19 protein-coding genes, 1 pseudogene and 1 riboswitch are annotated in these 19,792 nt (G+C 38.4%); of the genes and pseudogenes, 17 read left to right on the top strand and 3 right to left on the bottom strand.

Going from position 1 to position 19,792, the window contains the following annotated elements:
* Nucleotides 1-232: 232 nt before the first annotated feature.
* Nucleotides 233-1,234, bottom strand: a complete 1,002-nt coding sequence (locus tag BW721_RS10600) for a nucleoid-associated protein (RefSeq protein WP_076768429.1) — start codon at nucleotides 1,232-1,234, stop codon at nucleotides 233-235.
* A 138-nt stretch (nucleotides 1,235-1,372) separates the two neighbouring features.
* Between BW721_RS10600 and BW721_RS10605 the strand changes: the two genes are divergently transcribed.
* The 8 genes and pseudogenes from BW721_RS10605 (at nucleotide 1,373) to BW721_RS10640 (ending at nucleotide 9,861) form a co-directional block, all read left to right on the top strand.
* Entirely contained in the window at nucleotides 1,373-2,152 is a 780-nt protein-coding gene (locus BW721_RS10605; RefSeq protein WP_076768430.1) for an IclR family transcriptional regulator, read from the top strand.
* 234 nt (nucleotides 2,153-2,386) lie between these two features.
* Nucleotides 2,387-3,364, top strand: a pseudogene (locus BW721_RS12130) (sugar kinase).
* A 60-nt stretch (nucleotides 3,365-3,424) separates the two neighbouring features.
* Nucleotides 3,425-3,596, top strand: a riboswitch (Lysine riboswitch).
* A 110-nt stretch (nucleotides 3,597-3,706) separates the two neighbouring features.
* On the top strand, nucleotides 3,707-4,954 hold the full coding sequence (gene lysA / locus BW721_RS10615) for a diaminopimelate decarboxylase (protein ID WP_076768431.1): 1,248 nt from the start codon (nucleotides 3,707-3,709) through the stop codon (nucleotides 4,952-4,954).
* A gap of 18 nt (nucleotides 4,955-4,972) precedes the next feature.
* Nucleotides 4,973-5,854, top strand: a complete 882-nt coding sequence (gene dapA / locus BW721_RS10620; RefSeq protein ID WP_076768432.1) for a 4-hydroxy-tetrahydrodipicolinate synthase — start codon at nucleotides 4,973-4,975, stop codon at nucleotides 5,852-5,854.
* Nucleotides 5,851-6,561 carry a 4-hydroxy-tetrahydrodipicolinate reductase gene (dapB, locus tag BW721_RS10625; protein WP_076768433.1) on the top strand — a complete coding sequence of 237 codons (711 nt, stop codon included), beginning with the start codon at nucleotides 5,851-5,853 and terminating at the stop codon, nucleotides 6,559-6,561. The genes dapA and dapB overlap by 4 nt, the downstream gene beginning before the upstream one ends.
* 118 nt (nucleotides 6,562-6,679) lie before the next feature.
* Nucleotides 6,680-7,366: an alanine:cation symporter family protein gene (locus tag BW721_RS10630; RefSeq protein WP_076768434.1), complete on the top strand. Its 687-nt coding sequence runs from the start codon at nucleotides 6,680-6,682 to the stop codon at nucleotides 7,364-7,366.
* Between the two features lie 118 nt (nucleotides 7,367-7,484).
* Entirely contained in the window at nucleotides 7,485-9,206 is a 1,722-nt protein-coding gene (locus BW721_RS10635) for an IS1182 family transposase (RefSeq protein ID WP_076768435.1), read from the top strand.
* Nucleotide 9,207: 1 nt separating this feature from the next.
* Nucleotides 9,208-9,861, top strand: a complete 654-nt coding sequence (locus BW721_RS10640) for an alanine:cation symporter family protein (protein ID WP_232222985.1) — start codon at nucleotides 9,208-9,210, stop codon at nucleotides 9,859-9,861.
* Between the two features lie 238 nt (nucleotides 9,862-10,099).
* Here the strand turns inward: BW721_RS10640 and BW721_RS10645 are convergent, their stop codons facing one another.
* Both BW721_RS10645 and BW721_RS10650 read right to left on the bottom strand, forming a co-directional pair.
* Entirely contained in the window at nucleotides 10,100-12,070 is a 1,971-nt protein-coding gene (locus BW721_RS10645; protein WP_335617479.1) for a S9 family peptidase, read from the bottom strand.
* Nucleotides 12,071-12,221: 151 nt separating this feature from the next.
* Complete coding sequence (locus BW721_RS10650; RefSeq protein WP_156892247.1) at nucleotides 12,222-13,346, bottom strand: DNA cytosine methyltransferase; 1,125 nt, start codon at nucleotides 13,344-13,346, stop codon at nucleotides 12,222-12,224.
* 111 nt (nucleotides 13,347-13,457) lie between these two features.
* Between BW721_RS10650 and BW721_RS12355 the strand changes: the two genes are divergently transcribed.
* The 9 genes from BW721_RS12355 (at nucleotide 13,458) to yidD (ending at nucleotide 19,790) form a co-directional block, all read left to right on the top strand.
* Entirely contained in the window at nucleotides 13,458-13,712 is a 255-nt protein-coding gene (locus BW721_RS12355) for a helix-turn-helix domain-containing protein (RefSeq protein ID WP_198031361.1), read from the top strand.
* Entirely contained in the window at nucleotides 13,699-14,790 is a 1,092-nt protein-coding gene (locus BW721_RS10660) for a hypothetical protein (protein ID WP_076768438.1), read from the top strand. Before BW721_RS12355 ends, BW721_RS10660 begins: the two co-directional genes overlap by 14 nt.
* Nucleotides 14,791-14,819: 29 nt before the next feature.
* Complete coding sequence (locus tag BW721_RS10665; protein WP_076768439.1) at nucleotides 14,820-15,995, top strand: GNAT family N-acetyltransferase; 1,176 nt, start codon at nucleotides 14,820-14,822, stop codon at nucleotides 15,993-15,995.
* Nucleotides 15,996-16,009: 14 nt separating this feature from the next.
* Nucleotides 16,010-16,903, top strand: coding sequence for a diacylglycerol/lipid kinase family protein (locus tag BW721_RS10670; protein ID WP_076768440.1), 894 nt, complete (start codon nucleotides 16,010-16,012; stop codon nucleotides 16,901-16,903).
* A gap of 84 nt (nucleotides 16,904-16,987) precedes the next feature.
* Nucleotides 16,988-17,182 carry a hypothetical protein gene (locus tag BW721_RS11970; protein WP_076768441.1) on the top strand — a complete coding sequence of 65 codons (195 nt, stop codon included), beginning with the start codon at nucleotides 16,988-16,990 and terminating at the stop codon, nucleotides 17,180-17,182.
* A 73-nt stretch (nucleotides 17,183-17,255) separates the two neighbouring features.
* Complete coding sequence (locus tag BW721_RS11975) at nucleotides 17,256-17,555, top strand: hypothetical protein (protein WP_076768442.1); 300 nt, start codon at nucleotides 17,256-17,258, stop codon at nucleotides 17,553-17,555.
* 222 nt (nucleotides 17,556-17,777) lie between these two features.
* Complete coding sequence (locus BW721_RS10685; protein ID WP_232222921.1) at nucleotides 17,778-18,260, top strand: Lrp/AsnC family transcriptional regulator; 483 nt, start codon at nucleotides 17,778-17,780, stop codon at nucleotides 18,258-18,260.
* Nucleotides 18,257-19,426 carry an aminotransferase class I/II-fold pyridoxal phosphate-dependent enzyme gene (locus BW721_RS10690; RefSeq protein ID WP_076768444.1) on the top strand — a complete coding sequence of 390 codons (1,170 nt, stop codon included), beginning with the start codon at nucleotides 18,257-18,259 and terminating at the stop codon, nucleotides 19,424-19,426. The genes BW721_RS10685 and BW721_RS10690 overlap by 4 nt, the downstream gene beginning before the upstream one ends.
* A 67-nt stretch (nucleotides 19,427-19,493) precedes the next feature.
* Nucleotides 19,494-19,790, top strand: a complete 297-nt coding sequence (gene yidD / locus BW721_RS10695) for a membrane protein insertion efficiency factor YidD (RefSeq protein WP_076768445.1) — start codon at nucleotides 19,494-19,496, stop codon at nucleotides 19,788-19,790.
* Nucleotides 19,791-19,792: the final 2 nt, after the last annotated feature.

Raw genomic sequence — 19,792 nt, forward strand, 5'->3', positions numbered from 1 at the left:
ACGATGCAATACCAATATTAACTATCATTCCTATGCAGAACAAGTCACAGGTAAATTCGCGATGTTGAAGATAGCTAAGTACTTAAAATTAGAACTAGTAGCTCTTTAAAAAATAAAATGTAGTCAAATAGCCATCAGCTAGGATTTTCATCCCAGCTGATGGTTGTTTTTATTGGTTGTGAGGAAGATCAGCGTTCAAAAACGTTCAGATGTAGCTTCAGAAGAGACAACCCTAGAATAAATTTTTGATTTTCTCTATATTCTTAATCATAACGGATGTTGTTCCGTCAGGATTATTAATAAATTCGACAACTTCGGTATCTTTGTACAATTTTAGAGGGATACTAATCTCAATCCCGTTATCTAAACGGAATTTTTGTTTAGAATATTTTGGTCCAGCTACAGCTACTTCAGCAGGAGCGCGGTCGACATAACCCATCTCATTGATTTGCTCAAAAAACTTTTCTTTTTTTGCATAGTTATCGCCGTACAAGGTCTCCGCAATGGCTTGATTATCAATGACATTTTCCTCGTTCATGCTATGTACAATAGCTTCTTTTGTCTCAGCGAGAACTTGGAATTCTTCGTCGTTAAAGGCCTTGCTCGTTTTCTGAACAGCCTTTTTAATAATTGCAATATTTTCCTTTAAGCTTGGTTGTGGCTTATCCTCTAAAAATAACTCAGTAAAGTAGAAGACTTTTTCTGCCAACTCATCAATCAAATGTTTTTTCTCAATGACGTGGTATTCCATATTAGTGAGGTTTAATACCATTCCTTCTTGAATAGCTTGGCGCGCACTCGGTAAAATTGACCGATTCACGATCAATTGATTCGTCAAAGTGTCATCTTCATAGGAAACATGATGAGTAATTGAATCTGAATGATTCAGTTTAAACAAACCTAAACAAGGCACTTCATCCATAGTAAAGAGTGTAAATAACAAATCTGCCGGTGGAATTTCAGAATTGATTTTAGTAATGGCAAAAAATTGTTCCGTTAACTCTTTCGTCGCTTCAATAAAATCCGTTTCAATACGATTAAAAACTGGAACTAATGGATTTTCGTCAGCTAGCATACCAGTTTTCATGCTGTCGGAATCTTCTACTTTTTCAATTTTGGCATGAATATAATCTAAGGTGAATTTCTCGCTAATATCCAATCCCGCAAAGGAAAAAATAGCTTCATTGCTGTTTAAGTCAAAAATATGTAAAATAGCTTCTTTTATATAAATCATTGGGCTACCTCCGTTTCAGTCACGCTTAGTAGTATCTCACACATTTGAATTTCCTAAAAGTAAATTTTGATTTGCAAACCACCTATATTTGTCTTATATTTGAAAGAACGATTGATTTAATCAGAATGGAGCATAACAATGACTCAACCACAACCATACGGCACAGTGTTGCTGAAAGCTGAGAAGATATTGAGTTTTCTAGCTTCCAAAAGTGAGCCACAGCCCTTACATGTGATTGCCAAAGAGACAGAAATGACAAACTCAACGGCATCTAAAATTTTATCTACCTTAGAATTAATTGGTTATATTCACCGAAATGACAAAACGAAAACCTACCAATTGGGTAGTGGTCTCGTTAAATACGCCAACCAATATTTGAAGGATTTAAGTATTTCAAAAATTGCTTATCCTTATTTAAAAGAGTTGCATCGTCTGTTAGATGAAACGGTTCATCTGTCCATTCGTGAAGGTAACGAAATGCTGTATCTCAATAAGCTAGAATCAACCCAGCCCATTGTTGTCACCACATCTCGCATTGGATTTACGAAACCCATGTACGCCTCAGCTATGGGAAAAGCTGTGTTAGCAGAATGTTCAACAGCAGAATTGGATGATTATTTTTCAACCGTGAGGATGACGGCCTTTACCCCGAATACACGTGTAGACCGCGATGATTTAGAAAAAGAATTTCAATTTGTGCAAGAGCACGGCTATGCCTTCGAAAACAGTGAAGAGCAAATCGAAGTTTTCTGTATTGGTGCATCCTTATCAGTGGATGGGAAGAATTACGGCGCCTTTAGTGTGAGTATGCCAACTTACCGCAGAACACCTGAATTAGAAGAAAAAGTAATTTCTGCTATTTTGGAAACGAAGAGAAACATTATTCAAGAGTTAAAACAAGTTTATCATTATTTATAAAAGAGAAGAGACAGCCTTTTTTAGTGAAAATGGGTTGTTCTCTTCTCTTTTATATTCTATAATAGAAGAAACATTTCCTATTAAAAAACAAGATTTCCTATTCGGAAAGAAAAGCAATTTTACTAGGGATTTAAATTTTAATAACATTTGTAACCGTAAACATTTAAAAAATAGAGAAAAAGAGGGTCCGTTACGAAACAAAATATTTTATGCGTTGGAGAAACACTTGTCCGCTTGTCAACTCAAGTTGGGGTTCACTTTTACGATACGATTAGTCTAAATTTAAACTATGGTGGAGCTGAAGCTAACGTTGCGATTAACTTGGCTAACTTAGGCCATAAAACAACTTACTTCACCAAAGTACCTAACAACCAATTAGGTCAAACTGCGATTAAAAATACACAAAAATACGGAGTCGATGCAAGCCATGTTATTTATGGTGGCAACCGCATTGTATCTTATTATCTAGAAGCAGGGGCTGGTCCTCGTGCCGCAAATATTATTTATGACCGCGCTCATTCCGCTATTTCAGAAATGAAAGTAGACGAAATCAATTTTGATGAGCTATTAGAAGGAAAAACCATGCTTCATATTACAGGGATCACGGCAGCTCTTTCTAAAGATAGTGCTGAAGTGACTTATCAATTGATAAAAGCGGCTAAAGAAAAATGATTGGTTGTTAACTTTGACGTCAACTTCCGTTCTAAATTGTGGACTGTGGAAGAGTGTGCAGTCTTCTTGAAACGTATTCTTCCTTATGTCGATTACTTATCAGCAGGTAAATTGGATGCCATTAACTTCCTTGGTGTGAAAGAATTAGATTCAAATCAATCAACAACAGAAATTGAACAATTGGATTACTATTTTGGGAAAATCCATGAACGTTATCCAAATATCCAAATTTTCTATGCAACAATCCGTAATGTAATTTCAGCAACCCACAATACGTTACAAGGTGCGTTTTGGAAAGAGGGTATTACTTATTATTCGAAGATTCAAGATATGGACCACATCATTGATCGTATTGGTGGGGGAGATGCGTTTGCGGCAGGTGTTTTACATGGTATTTTAGAAAATTATGATCCAGAATATACCATTAACTTCGCAACAGCACTATCATCATTGAAACATACCATTTATGGAGATGTGTCCCCATTCACGGTGGAACAAACAGAACGTACGATGACACACGATGCGCGTGTTGATCGCTAACAAATAAGTTAAACAAATAATGAGTAGACAATTAGTTTTGTTAATGTTATTCTAATGTAACGTATAGATAGAGGTAGCAATGTAAATGAGTAAGACATGGGAGAAGGCATTCTAGGATCATGTTTGAAAGGTAATCATTGCCGAACAGTTAAAATTGGCAAATTTTAATTGTGGGGATGTGGGGAACACCTACATCACTCCTACTTGCAAAAGTGGTGGTGCTAAATATGTTGTCTACATCTGCTTGTAAACAATATAAAGGCGCCAGAAATGGCGTCTTTTTTTTGTTATAATAAAAGAAAATAAAGGAGCAGATGAATAGTAGAATCGAGGAGAGAGACAATGACGGAATTACACATTGGCGGTGCTGCCGCTAGCCAATTAGTGGCGCAATATGGCAGTCCCTTATATGTTTATGATCAACAACAACTTGAAACGAATATACACTCATATAAAAAAGCCTTCAAATCTGATCGTTTTCCAACCAAAATTTTATACGCATCCAAAGCCTTCCAGACGGTTGGGATGATGAATTTGGTCAACCAATATGGATTTGGTGTGGATGTCGTGAGTGCTGGCGAATTGTATACAGCCTTACAATCAGATGTGCCAGTTGACCATATCTACTTTCACGGCAATAACAAATCAACAGAAGAACTGAAAATGGCTTTTGAATCGGGTATGCAACATATTGTTTGCGATAACTTAATGGAATTGACAGAGTTAAGCCAATTAGCAAATGATTACAAACAACCGATGCAAATCATGTTTCGTTTAAATGTCGGCATTGAGGCTCATACTCATGAGTATATCGTGACGACTCACATTGACTCGAAATTTGGGATGGCTTATGACAGCTCAGATTTTAAAGCTTGTTTAGAGCTATTAAACGACAGTGACTACCTTGAATTAGAAGGCTTCCATGTTCATATTGGTTCACAAATTTTTGAAATGGATGCATGGTATGCGGCTATTGATAAGATGGTGTCTTACTTGAACGACTTTGACCAACCGTTAGCCCTTAATTTAGGTGGTGGCTTTGGTGTTCGCTATACCGAAGACGACAAGCCGCTAGGGATTGAGGAAACGATGCACCTATTATTACGTTATTTGGACCAATCGTTAACGGCAGCAGATTTAACCATTAAAGAACTAATTATTGAGCCGGGACGCAGTCTAGTTGCTGAAGCGGGTTATACCCTTTACGAAATTGGTTATCAAAAACAAACACCAAACAAAACATATTATTTTGTAGATGGTGGTATGGCAGATAACATTCGTCCAAGTTTGTACCAAGCGAAATATAGTTGTGATGTGGCCAATAAAATGGATGCAGAAAAAACAGAACACGTAACAGTGGCTGGAAAGTACTGTGAATCGGGCGATGTTTTAATCCAAGATGTTGCATTACCAAAAGTTGAAAAAGGGGATTTACTAGTCGTTTATGCAACAGGTGCATATGGCTACTCAATGAGCAGCAACTATAACCGTAGTTTAACGCCAGCAGTTGTTTTTGTTAAAGACGGCCAAACAACTGAAATTGTCAAACGTCAAACTTACCTAGACTTGTTACGTAATGACCTAAAATAGAAACCGGAGGATGATGAAATGTTAAGCGGATCTTTAGTAGCCATTATTACGCCTATGCATGAAGATGGCAGCATTCACTTTGAAAAAATGGGTGAATTAATTGAATACCATATCGACAACCATACAGATGGGATTGTATTATTAGGAACCACCGGTGAAGCATCAACTATGACTTTCGAAGAGGAGAAACAATTAGTTTCTTTTGCAGCTGAAAAAATCGCTAAACGTGTGCCCCTTATTGTCGGCAGTGGTAGCAACAACACGGCAACAGCTGTAGAAAATAGTAAAGCTTTTGCTGAACATGGTGCGGATATGCTCTTAGTAGTAACGCCGTATTATAATCGTGCCAACGAAGGCGGTATGGTTCGCCACTTTGAAACTATCGCTAATAGTGTTGATGTTCCGATTATTTTATACAATGTGCCAGGGAGAACAGGATGTAGCCTGTCTGTATCAGCCGTAGCGACACTAGCGAAACATCCGAATATTATTGGGATAAAGGAAGCATCAGGTGATATTGGTTATGCCGTTAAACTGGCTCCCTTATTGAATGATGACTTTGCTATGTATAGCGGTAATGATGACATTATCGTGCCACTATTGAGTTTAGGTGCCAAAGGTGTGATTAGTGTTTGGGCGAATATTATGCCGAAAGAGGTTCACGATCTAGTTAGCTTCTATCTAGAGGGTCGCCACCAAGAATCGTTAGCAATTCAAACTGCTTATTTAGACTTGGTCGGTGCGCTATTTTATGAAACCAATCCTATTCCAGTTAAGCACGCCATGAATGAGTTAGGTTTTGGTGTTGGTCCACTCCGAATGCCACTTGGTGAAATGGATGCGCCTAATTATCAAAAATTAGTTGCTGTTTTAGCCAAGTATAAGGAGGTATGGTCTTGAAAATCGGTTTAGTAGGTTATGGTGCTATGGGACGGGTTGTGGAAGAATCTATTCAAGCAGATGACGAATTAGTTGTTTTTGCACCCGAAACAAATCAGTCCTTAGCAGGCTATCAAGAAAAATTAGCAGTGTTGATTGATTTTTCAAACCCGGCTAACTTGGATAGTATTGTTCAATATGCCAGTGACTACAAAGTACCCGTTGTAATTGCAACAACAGGTTTTTCAAGTGAAGAACAAGCAAAAATTACAGCTCTAAGCGAAAAAGTTCCCGTTCTTATGAGTGCTAATTTTAGCTTAGGCGTTATGTTGGTTAATCGGATGTTGAAGGACTATAGCCCTATTTTAAAGGACTTCTTTGATATTGAAGTGATTGAGAAACATCACCGTTTAAAAGTAGATGCACCGTCTGGTACAGCAAAAATGTTTGCTGATACCATTAATGAGACGCTCAACTACGATTTTGTTTATGGACGAGAAGGTGTCAGCAAGCGCCAAGATAAAGAGATTGGCATCCATGCGGTTCGTGGTGGCAGTATTGTTGGCGAACATGAAGTTATTTTTGCTGGACAAGACGAAGTCATTTCAATTAAACACCAAGCTTTTTCGAAACGGATTTTTGCTGTTGGCGCATTAAATGGTGCTAAATGGCTAGCTGGAGATAAAGAACCAGGTTTTTATGATATGAATGACGTTTTATTTGATTAAGGAAGAAACGCGGTTGGGAAAAACCAATTGCGTTATTTTTATGGTTGATTTTTAATCGAATTCTAATCATAATAGAACGAGTTATAGTTGTTTGACTATGCCTGAAAGGGGAGAGTAAATGGGTGACGTGTTGGGTATCGTCGAACAACTAAATAGTTGGTTGTGGGATTTATTATTAATTGTTTTATTATGTGGGATGGGATTATTTCTATCTATTCGCTTGCGATTTATTCAGTTTCGAAAATTTGGAGAAAGTTTTCGCAAAACGTTTGGATCAATGTCGTTGAAAGGAGACAAAGCGAGTGCGGAAGAAGGAATGACATCTTTCCAATCGCTAGCGACATCCATTTCAGCACAAATTGGGACTGGGAACCTAGCTGGTGTGGCAACTGCCATGGTATCTGGCGGACCGGGATCAGTGTTTTGGATGTGGTTGAGTGCTTTGTTAGGGATGGCTATTATTTACGCCGAAGCAACATTGGCTCAAAAGTATCGGACAACGGAAAATGGTGAGCTGGTCGGGGGGCCAGTTTACTATATTCAAGCAGCCTTTAAAGGCAAACTAGGTAAAGTGATTGCTGCTATTTTTTCTCTTTTAATTATTATGGCATTAGGATTTATGGGGAATATGGTGCAAGCTAATTCAGTTGGACACGCTGTTAAGAGTGCTTTTGGTATTGAACCTTGGCTAACAGGGACCGTGATGGCTGTCATGGCACTAGTTGTTTTTATTGGTGGCGTTCAGCGGGTTGCTGCTGTAACAGAGAAGATTGTGGGACTGGGAAAAAACTCAGTCCCTGAATAAAGAAAATCCCCAACTCTTTCTAAATTGAAGGAGTTGGGGATTTTATTGTTTTAAAAGACATAGTGAGCCAAATACCTTATAATTTAAGTACGACCAAAAACCAAAGGAGTGACTCACCATGTATCAAAATTATAACACAATGGAGACGGCCTTAGCACTACAATTGGATTTTACAATCCCGAGTGATCACGAAGCACGCCTCATCAGCCGTTTCGTCGATTCGATTCCTTCGGAATTTCTCCTGGAAGAGACGTCTCATACAGGTCGCCCTGCCTTTCATCCCGCGATGCTTTTGAAGATGTGCTTATTTGCCTATAGCCGCACCACATTTTCCGGACGCAAAATGGAACGCATGAATGAAGAATCGATTCCCATGAAGTGGTTGACAGGCGACACTTCTGTTAGCTACAAGACAATCAACAATTTCCGTTCAAGCGAGCATGCATCAAAGCTTATTAAGTATGCCTTCATTCTTTTCACAACACTCTTGAGTGACAACGGCTTGATTCACGAAGATGCGTTATATATCGACGGTACGAAGATACAAGCCGATGCAAATATTTATAGTTTTACTTGGAAGAAAGCAATCGAACGCTATGAAGCAAAACTCAATGATAACGTTTCGAAATTGTATGATGAACTCGTCCAAGCAAAAGTAAACCTCGCTTTATCGGAAGAGACATTGAAAACAGCAGAAGGTATTAAAGAAATAATCGGTTCTCTCGACAAGGAACTTGTGGCCGTCGAAGCTGCGATTACAGAAGAAAAAGTGGTTCCTAAAGGTGGTTCGGAACAGAAGCGACGTCGTCGCATCCTCAAAAAATACCGGAATAAATGTAAAAAAGATTTCTTACCGCGTAAGCAACGCTATGAAGAAGCAAACGCCACATTTGAAGACCGAAACAGTTTCTCTAAAACAGATACGGACGCAACGTTCATGTGCATGAAAGAAGATCCGATGAAGAACCGTGAGTTGAAACCGGGCTATAATCTTCAGGTCGCATCGAGCAATCAGTTTGTCATCGCCTATGATATTTTTTCAAATCCGACGGATACACGCACGTTTATCCCTTTTTTGGAATCCATTCAAACGTTGGATTTATTCACGTATATCGCTGCAGATGCCGGTTATGGCAGCGAAGAAAATTACGAGGCGGTTCTGGATACCTTTGGTAAGGTTCCGCTCATCCCATACGGCATGTATCATAAAGAAAACACTAAAGCCTATCGCTCTAATCCTAAACACCGCTATAACTGGGATTATGACGAGATCGAGGATGCCTATACAGATTTAGACGGTGTACGCTTTAGTTTCTCGCATTACAGTACGCGAAATGATAAGAATGGTTTTCAAAGACAATTTAAAGTATACAAGGCTGATGTGGAACAACAGGACGAGTCGCGCAATCAATTAGCCAAGACACCGAAAGGTGCCCAGCGCCAGACAGCGGTCAACTATAACTGGGAATACTTCAAGCAGCATGTAAAAGAAAGCCTTGAGAGCGATCGTGGAAAAGAAATCTACGCACAACGAAAAATCGACGTAGAAACTGTTTTTGGTCGTATGAAAGGTGTATTTGGCATGCGCAGAACTCATGTCAGAGGCAAGCAAGCCGTTCATAATGACATCGGGATCATGCTTATGAGCATGAATCTTACAAAACTAGCCCTTGAGGCTAGAAGAAAAGCGGAAGCTTTTTACAAAAATCCAGTGAAAAATAAAAATCGCAATGAAACAATCAGAATTATGATTATTTCATTACGCTTTTTTTATTTAAGGCTAGTTATTTCCCAGTCCCGTCTTTTTTACGATTGCTTGTTTTATCGTTATTGGCATTAATATTAAAGCGGTACCGGCTAGTTTTCAAATGATTTTTGTGGGTGCTTTTAAACCTGAAGCTGTCTTAGGCGGGGTGTTAGGTGTTTCTGTCAAGCAAGCGATTCGCTTTGGGGTGTCACGTGGCTTATTTACTCATGAAGCAGGAATGGGGTCAACACCTCACGCACATGCATTAGCTCGGGTAAACCATCCGTGTGAACAAGGACTGGTTGCGATGATGGGCGTTTTTATTGATACGATTGTCTTATTACCGATGACTGTTTTAGTGATTTTAACAACGGGATCACTCGATGGCGCAACAACAGGGATTGAATTGACGCAAGTAGCTTTTTCAAAAGTTTTTGGTGATTGGGGCTACAGTATTGTCGCAATCAGCGTATTTTTCTTTGCTTTTGCCACCATTATCGGTTGGTACTTTTTCGGTGAAGCAAATGTAAAATACCTCTTCGGACGTAAAGCGATTCCGCTATATAGCCTATTAGTGGCAGCTTTTATTGCTGTCGGTAGTGGATTGAAAGTGGATTTAGTTTGGGCGTTGGCTGATTTGTTTAATGGATTGATGGTTCTCCCTAACTTACTAGCACTCTTCGTCTTAACCAAGCTAGTTGTTGAGTTAACAGCTGACTACGAATCTGGACAACTAGATAACGACTAGCTATATTTTTCAATAACCTAGACAAAAAGCATGACTTCTCCCAGTTAGGAGAGGACATGCTTTTTTATAGACTAGGGGATTATAAGTTCAGCCATCAATGTCTAGCTCCCAAGTCCTGGCCTACTGAAAAAAAGATAAATTTGCCCCATTGCGCGCTTCGCTGCTCATTCAGGGTCAAATTTCCTATTTTTTCATAGGCCAAGGCGGACTTGTCCGCTTTTCTTATCAATTAGGATTATTACTGATAAGTATCCAACCAAGCCATCATGGCGTCAAAGCGGCTCATCCGCAGATTAGGAAGACCGTCTCGTGACAAGCCGTGATTAGATTGCGGGAAGGTAATTAATTTCGTATCAACATGATTTTTCTTCATAGCCACATAAAATTGCTCAGCTTGTTCCATTGGACAACGTAAATCTTGTTCGCTGTGCATCAATAATAATGGTGTTGTAGCTTGGTGAGCATGGGCAAGTGGCGACATCTTCCACAGACCTTCTACATCTGATAAATCGCGTTGCAATTGGAATTCCACAAAGAAAGCACCGATATCACTCGTTCCATAAAATGAAATCCAGTTAGAAATCGACCGTTGCGAAATAGCGGCACGGAAACGATCCGTATGACCAACAATCCAGTTGGTCATAAAACCACCATAACTACCACCAGCCACATAGAGACTAGAGCTGTCAATTTCAGGATGTTCATTTAGCACATGAGTCGTTCCTAACATCAAATCCTCGTAATCCTTATGACCATAATCACCCAGAATAGACGAAACGAATGACTGGCCGTAGCCGTTGCCGCCACGTGGATTCAATAGAATAACACCGTAACCTTGTCCAGCCAATACTTGCATTTCATGGAAGAAGGATTCCCCATAACAGACTTGTGGGCCACCGTGGATATACAAAATAGCAGGGTGATTGTCCCGCTTCTCAACAGGCGGTAAGTACCAGCCTTGAATATCCCACTGATCAGCACCTTTAAACCAAAAGCGCTCCGGTTCTACTACAGCATGAGACTCAAAATAAGTTTGGTTAGGCTGGTACAAACGGTCAAGATGGCCGCTAGCCAAGTCAATGACTGCCAACGCACTTGTTTCTGTTAAAGAGGAGTAAGTGACAACTAGCTGCTGGCCGTCTTGCGACAAACTGCCATCTGTAAGATGAAGTTGTTCATCAAAGAGTAAGGTGGTATGACCGTGTCGATCCCCTTTGTATAGTTGGATTTTACCATGGTGAGTGGCTGGGAAGAGGAATTCAGAATCTGTTAGCCAAGTCGGACGAATCCCTTGCACGCCTTGCTGGAAATCTGCAACAATCGTATCCAATACTTCTACATCTAAATCATCAGTTAAACAGATTAATTCATGTGAAACCATATCGTAACCATAAAGCTTATTTAAGGATACAAAGGCATGCTCGAAATCATTTCCGACTAATAAGAGATAATCTTCTTGATCAGACATAGCTGCAAAATAGAAGCTTCCTTTTGGAACAGTTGTTGTCAGTGAACGTTGTGTTTTTGTATTTAAGTCATAATAGTAAATCGTACTTCCATAAGACCATTCATCGTCACGATTTAAATCGTCATTCAATAATAAATAACTCTCGTCTTTTGCTACATAAGACAAGCGAACGGGATGACTTTCTTCAAGTAAGGTTTCAACGTTTTGACTTGCGACGCTGATTCTCTTGACTAAATGATGACGGTCTTGAGGGAGTATACCTGCACCATCTAATTTGTAAGTTAGTTTATTAATCTCAGTTGGCGCGGGCAGTTTCTTTTCTGACGACTGTGTCTGGCCGTCCTTTTTAGTTAAGATTGTCGTTTGGTAGAAAATGGCACTTGAATTGTCGGCCCACATATAGTGAGAAACGCCTTCTTTTTCAGTTGTTAAGGTAAAAGCACTCCCGCCATCTAGCGGCATAATCATAACTTGCATTTTCTTATCGTTATGATTATTACTTAAATAAGAGAGATATTTTTTGTTGGGTGACAGTTGCAAATGAAGTTGCTTGTTCCCACCATCTCCCCATTGTCGGCGTTCTTTGGTTTTTAGGTTGTAGCTGTAAATAGCTGATGTGTAAGAGTTCTCTTCTTTATTAGCAATCGTCTCAAGGTAAAAAACGAGCTCTCCCCACATAAGGGGTTGGCTCAAACTTTTTAAATCAAAGAGACTATCCATTTTTAATGGTTCTTTTGTCAAAATATAACCTCCATCTATTCTCATATAAAATAATTAGAGCATAGGTTATGAATGTTGTAAAGGCTATGTGTATTCAAAAATGACCGTGAGCAATAAGGAAAAATGCCTACCATTAAAAATAATAGTAGACATGATTATATATATATTTAACTTATTCAGCTAAGAATAGAGGGATTTGTTCATGATTAGCTTTTTTCTCAGTAGTAAACCATGTGCTCCAATTTTTAGAAATATGCATTCCTATATTGTATGCTAATACAGGGGGAACAGCATTACCAATGATTTTGTATGCTTCCGATGCGCTAACACCATTTTGAACAAATTCGTATTCATCAGGAAAAGATTGAAGTCTTGCGCATTCTCGAACTGTAAGTCTTCTTTCTTCACCATCTAGTGTAACACCACCATGCTCTTTAGATAAACGTCTAAATTCTATATTACCGTGATGTTCAGCTCTAATTGTTGGTGCGACACCATTCCATTTAACTTCAGTTTGTCCTTGTACTTTATTCCCATAATACTTGGCCTTGCTGTATGATTTTTGAGAAGGGTCTAAGGAAAATTCTGGCTCAGGTAAATCCTGTAAAACTTGTTTTACAGAAATAAAAGAATCGTTACTATATAGTGGGGTTGGAAATGGGTTAATATCTTCTGTTACTAGAGCCTCTGATTTAAACCCCATAAAAATTACACGCTCTCGATTTTGTGCTACTCCGTAATGTTTAGCATTTACAACTTTTGTAAAAACCTTATAGCCCAATGATGAAAAGTCATTTTTGATTATCTTATATACATCATCTAAATTTGTTAAACCTTTAACGTTTTCAGCAATGAATATATTAGGCTGTATAATGTTTATTGCCTCCATCATCCACATATATAATTGCCCTCTATTCTTTACAGACGCCTCTTCAATTTCGGTTTCTTTAAACTTATTTCCACTATGTGAAACAGAGCTATTAAAACCTAGTCTTTTACCAGCAACTGAGAAATCCTGACAAGGAAATCCGCCAGTAACAATATCTGCTTTAGGAAAAGTGAATTTTCCTTCCCTATGCTGATGGATAAGGTCAACGATGCTATCTAGATGATAGATGTCATCTCTTTTAAAGTAATTTTCCCAGGCTATTTTTGCACCTGGACGAATATCATTAGCAAATATAGTTGTTAGCCCCGTTTTAGGGAGTTTACGTTTAGTGGCAACATCAATAAATCCGCCCTCTAAACCAAGGTCTAAGCCTCCGCAACCACTAAATAAAGATACTACTTTATACATAAATCCACCTATTTCTATATTTTTCATTTTAACCTATAATAAGTATGATAATCATTTTATACAATAACTACTATCATTTTATAACTTCTGGAGTTATAAATCAAGAAGAAGGTGATTAAAATTATAACTTTTAATCTCGATGAGCTACTTAAAGAATTAAAAATTAGTAGAAATCGTTTCTCTGTCTGTAGTGGAATTAGACCAAATACAATAAATGATATGTGTAATGGCATTACAAAGAGAATAGAAATAAATACCCTTAATTCAATCTTAATTTGCTTAAATAATATGAGTGATCGCTCTATTAGTATAGAGGACTTGATTGCATTTAACAATGAGGAGGTAGATAGAGTTGCAAAGAAATAATTATAAAAATTTATTTGATGAATTGATTACAGCTATCGAAAGCAATGAGCATTATTCAAATTGTGAAACTGGTCTAGCTTTCGAAGAAATCGTGAAAGAAGTTTTAAAGTACTTACAGAAAATATATGATTTTTCATTTAATGATAATGGGAAACATGCGTTTCCTGATTTGACTGTAGTTATTAATGATAAAAATATAGGTCTAGAAGTAAAGTTTTCTGCAAGTGGAAGTTGGAGTTCAAATGCAAATAGTGTATTTGAAAGTATTTCAAATAAGGAAGAGAATGCTTATGACGATATCTATGTTATTTTTGGAAGAAAACCTAAAAAAAATGAGAATAAGGCCAATTTAGAAGTTAGAATTAATAAGTACAGTAATATTATTAGTAGTATTGCTGTAACTCATTCACCTCGGTTTTTAATAGATATGAATACAAGAGAAGAGAGTTTTTTTTCTGAACTAGAGGTTTCATATGAAGAGTTTAGGAAATTTGATAATAATAAAAAAAATCTTTTATTAAGAGAGTACTTTGCTAATAAAAATAAAGAAAAGGATAAATGGTATATTCCATTACAGATTAATAAAGATGAAGATAATATTTTGCCTCAAAGGTTCTCAAGCCTAGATGAAAATCAAAAGAAAAAACTTATAGCGGAAGCTTTTGTTTTATTTCCAACTGACCTTTTTAGGAAACGAGCAATTTATTTTAATGTAGAAGATTATTTTTTGAATAGGTATTTTATTATCTCCTCATCTCTTAGAGATCATTTTACAGCAGGGGGCAAAGCTGACTTAAATAATGACTCTAATGTTAAATACCCTAAAATGGTAACAGTTTATAAAAACGTCGAGAGAATTATAGATGCATTACTTGAGAATCCTAGTGAAGAATTTATAAATTATTGCTATAGTTCTTGGAATAAAGAAAAAGACTTAATAGAACTAGGTGTAAATTCAGAGACTAACATAAAAAATGCATTTAATACGATAAAAACAAAGCTTGCTATAAAAATTGAAATTGAAGATAAATTAGAAGAAAGTCGACAAATGTACTCTACAACTATTGAAGAGCTGTAAATGATATCTCTTTTTAAAGGAGCCAAATGATGGACTATAAACTGATTCCCACTGAGCATTTAGATCAAGTTGTAAAGTTAAAAGACTACTGTTTTGTTAAACGTCATGAAGCTGACCATATGGATGATATTGGACCATGGTTAGAAATAGGGGCTGGGTTAGGTGGCTATGATGGAAAGGAATTAGCTAGTCAGTTACTCATTCATCCACTAGAAATGAATGTATTTGGTCATAGATATCCAATGGGGGGCATCGCAATGGTGTCTACCTATCCTGAATACCGTCAAGGTGGTGTGACCAAGGGCTTGTTGCAAGCGGCATTTAAAAAAATGAAGAAAGATGGTCAAATCCTATCGGTTTTAAGTCCCTTTTCAATAGGGTTTTACCGTCATTTTGGTTATGAAGTCTTTTTTGAGAATAGCAACTATAGCATTCCCGTTGAGAAAATGGCTCTTCGCCAAGAAGCGAGTGGGCGAGTTGTTCGCTTTGATTATGAGAGTGATAACTGTGACGACTGCTTACCTAAAATTAAAGCCTTTCATCAAACAATCGTTGAACAAACCAATGGCTATATGGTTCGTGATGATAGGTGGTGGAATCGCCTTAGATTAAGGGAACCCTTTGATCATTTTGGAGTGAGTCTCAACCAAATGGGAGAAGTGGATGGCTATGTCCGTTATGTTTGGAACAAACCTCAGCTAGAAATAACGGATTTTCATGTGGCGAATGGTCACGCTATGCGGGTATTATGGCAATATATTCAGTCGCATCAATCCCAAATTTCAACAGTTGTGGGTAAGTCTTCTCTTGGAGATTCACTAGCATTCCATCTAAAAGAGCCTGTTTTCGAACGCAGCGGATTCTATGATATGATGATTCGAATTGTTGATGTAGAAGCTTTTTTAAAAGACTACGCCTTTAAAAAACGACATCAACCACTTTATGTGAGTATTGAAGATCCTCATGCTGATTGGAATCAAGCTGTCTTTAAAATTGATACAGATGGTCAGGTTAAAAAGGTGTTAGCTGTTCAGGATGATAGCTTACTGAAAATGGCGATTGGACCTTTTTCAGCCCTGATGGCGGGCTATCAAAGTCTTGATTGGTATCGTCAGTTTGGTTACGCAGAAGTCACAGACCAACAAGCGAAATATTGGCAAGCAGCGATACCATATGGCAACCCACGATTTAATGACTTTTTCTAAGAGGAGCGATACGAATGACAGAAGCATTATTGATTGTAAACCCATCTTCTGGTGAAGAGATGGCTACGGAATATGCAACAAAAGTAGCTGAGATACTCAAGGAGCAATATGATCAGGTAACCGTTAAAGAGACCCAAAAAGCAGGTGATGCGGAGGACTTTGCTAAGACAGCTGCAAGAAACCATATCGATGCCGTTTTTGTTATGGGAGGCGATGGCACGGTTAACGAAGGTGTAAGTGGTTTGGCAGAGGAAGACTACCGTCCTGATTTTGGTTTTATTCCATTAGGAACAGTTAACGACTTAGGACGAGCTCTAGGCATTTCCATGAACCCAGAAGAAGCGATTGAAGAGTTACGCCATCTTAAGAAAGAAAAGATGGATGTTGGTAAAATCAACGAACATTATTTTATTGATGTTGTAGCAGTAGGTGTTATTCCTCGTGCGGTATCCAATGTGGATCCTGATCAAAAAACACGCTTCGGTGCTTTCGCCTACTTTATGGAAGGGGCAAAGGCTCTGAGAGAAAGTGAGTCTTTCACATTCCACTTAACAATAGACGGCGAGGAACTTGTGGAAGAATCGATGGTTCTATTAGTTTCGTTGTCAAATTCAGTAGGTGGTTTTGAAAAGTTAGTTCCTCAAGCAAAAGTTGATGACGGTAAACTACATCTCACCTTATTGAAGGGTAACAAGCTACTGGATAAATTAGCGCTGTTGCCAAAAGTGTTCTCAGGTGAAGTAACAGATGACCAACAGATTGTCTATCGTGCCTTTGAAAAAGGACACATTGCGATTAAAAACGATATAGAGATGACCGCTAATGTAGATGGTGATGAAGGGGATGCTTTGCCATTAGATCTAATGATTTTACCGCAACATCTGACGGTGCTTGTTCCAGGTAAATAATGAGTAGAAGGTTTTTATCATGCGCACACGTTTTTTATCAAAGTTAACAAAGGTGAAATTGAAGATTATTTAGACCACAATGATTTGATTTATATTCCAGTTGGAGTAACCGAAACACACGGTGCCTTGCCAGTGGATGCTGAAACGGTATTAGCTGAGGCAATGGCTTTGAAGATGGCCGAAGTTTCAGATGGTCTTGTTTTACATAATCTGCCTTACTTTTTTGCGGGAGGGACACCAACAGGAAGGGGAACACTGCATCTCAATTGGTGCCTATAAAATATTAAACCGTTTGGATGATGTTCCACTAAATGTACCAGAGTCTAATTCGGTTACCTATGACGTTAATAAGATGATGACAGGTATGCAAGAACCACCAGCAAGCAAGCTGACCAAGTATGCCATGCAGTCGGGAGCAATTGGCTATTATTTTAACGAAGCCAGTACCCATATGGTAACACCTCTCTTAAAAACTGCAGAACAACGAGATGAATTAGCTGATGAAGGAATCGAAGCAATTGATGAACTCGTCACAAAGTTAAATCTTCCTGAAATTGTTGAACACTTACGTCAAGCCGACTACTACACACAAACGGTTAGTCTTGAAAAAATACCCTTGGTTAAAAAAATAAAAATTCCCCACTCGTTTTGATTGTGGTACCGACCCCCAAAAGTTAGAGTAAAATCTAAACTTTTGGGGGTCGGTACATAGGCCTACCCAGCCTAGTGGGTGTTTTGTTCTGTAGGAGTTACGAAACTTTACATTTTTTTATACACGCATAGATTGCGCCGCCTTGTTTGAAGTGATAATATGAAAGATATTTAAAACCTATAACTGCAGCTGCTGAAAGGGATAAAAACAATGAGCCATGAAATGAATGAAAGAATTCTAAAAGTCATTGAGAAGAACAGCCGCCTAACTGCGGAAGAAATTGCGATTATGCTGGGTTTGGAAACGGATGATGTTGTCCATGCCTTAAAGGATATGGAAGAACGTAAGATTATTTGTGGCTACCATACGCTGGTTAACTGGGATAAAGCTAATGATGATGAAGTTTCTGCTGTTATCGAATTAAAAGTTAATCCGCAAAGAGGGGCAGGGTTCGATAAAATCGCGGAACGCGTTTATCACTTTCCTGAAGTAGACGCTGTTTACTTGATGTCAGGTGCCTATGATTTATTAGTTGAAATGAGAAAAGCGCCGATGAAGGATATTGCTTCTTTTGTGGCACGTCGCTTGTCTACTATTGAAGAGGTCCAATCAACCTCAACTCATTTTATTTTAAAACGTTATAAAGACCACGGCACTTTGTTTGTGGATGAAGATAAAGACAAACGGATGGTGGTTTCCCCATGAGAAACCCACTAAGCCAAAAAGTACAAACGATTCAGCCATCCGGTATCCGTCGTTTTTTTGAAATTGCTAACGAAATACCGGGCGTTATCTCCTTAGGGGTAGGTGAGCCAGATTTTGATACACCATGGATTGTTCGTGATGAAGGAATGTATACCTTGCAAAAAGGGAATACCTTTTATACGGCAAATGCGGGTCTTTTAGAGCTTCGACAAGAAATCAGTCATTATCTTAATCGTCGCTATCAATTGTCATATGAGGCAAAGGATGAGATTCTGGTTACGGTAGGCGGCAGTGAGGCAATCGATTTAGCGTTACGTGCCATGTTGGACCCCGGTGATGAAGTGATTATTGCTGAGCCATGTTATGTATCCTATTTACCTTGTGTTGTTTTAGCAGACGGTGTACCGGTCAGCCTTCAATTAAAAGAAAAAAATCAGTTCCGTTTGATGCCGGATGAATTAGAAGCAGCGATTACGGATAAAACTAAAATTGTTATATTATCTTATCCAAACAATCCAACTGGTGCTATTATGGAAAAAGAAGACTTAGAAGCCATTGCCGAAGTGATTAAAAAACATGACTTGTTTGTTTTGAGTGATGAAATCTATAGTGAGTTATCTTATCAAAATGAACACGTCAGCATTGCGTCCTTACCAGGTATGCGTGAGCGTACTATTGTCATTAATGGCTTTTCGAAGAGTTTTGCGATGACAGGCTGGCGCTTAGGTTACGCTGCAGCTCCTGCTCTTATTATGGAGCAAATGACTAAAATCCATCAGTTTGCTATCATGGCGGCTCCAACTTCAAGCCAGTATGCCGGTATTGTGGCGATTCGTGACTGTGATAAAGAGGTTGCAGAAATGAGAGAAAGCTACGATCAACGTCGTCGTTTCCTAATCGATGTGCTTGATCGCTTAAAGCTACCTTGTTTTGATCCCTACGGTGCCTTTTATGTATTCCCAAATATTTCAGAATTCGGAATGACATCAGAAGAATTTGCGACTCGCTTAGTTCAAGAAGAAAAGGTTGCTGTTGTTCCAGGTAGTGCCTTTGGTGAATCGGGAGAAGGATTTATCCGTATTTCTTATGCCTATTCAATTGAAGAGTTAAAAGAAGCCTTTGTTCGAGTTGAACAGTTTATTAATCGACTACGATTAGAAAAATAGAAAAGTAAAATAGAGGTTCAAGTCGACGGACCTGAACCTCTATTTTTAATAAAAGGGAACGATAAGAATGAGAAAATTAATGATTAAAGGTGTCAAAGGTTATCAAAGTCATATATCACCTCTTTTTGCACCGAGCTGTCGGTATTATCCCACTTGCTCCACTTATATGATTAATGCCTTAAACCAACATGGCACGATTAAGGGCACTATTATGGGGACAGCTCGTATTCTTCGCTGCCACCCCTTTATTAAAGGTGGCTATGATCCTGTCCCTAAACGCTTTACCGTGAGACGTAATCCCAATGCTGATGAACAGCTCGCAGCCATGCGACAACAAATGGCTAAACGCAGTGAGAACGAGTAGTG

Source organism: Jeotgalibaca sp. PTS2502 (genome assembly GCF_001975685.1).
Taxonomy (GTDB): Bacteria; Bacillota; Bacilli; order Lactobacillales; family Aerococcaceae; genus Jeotgalibaca; species Jeotgalibaca arthritidis.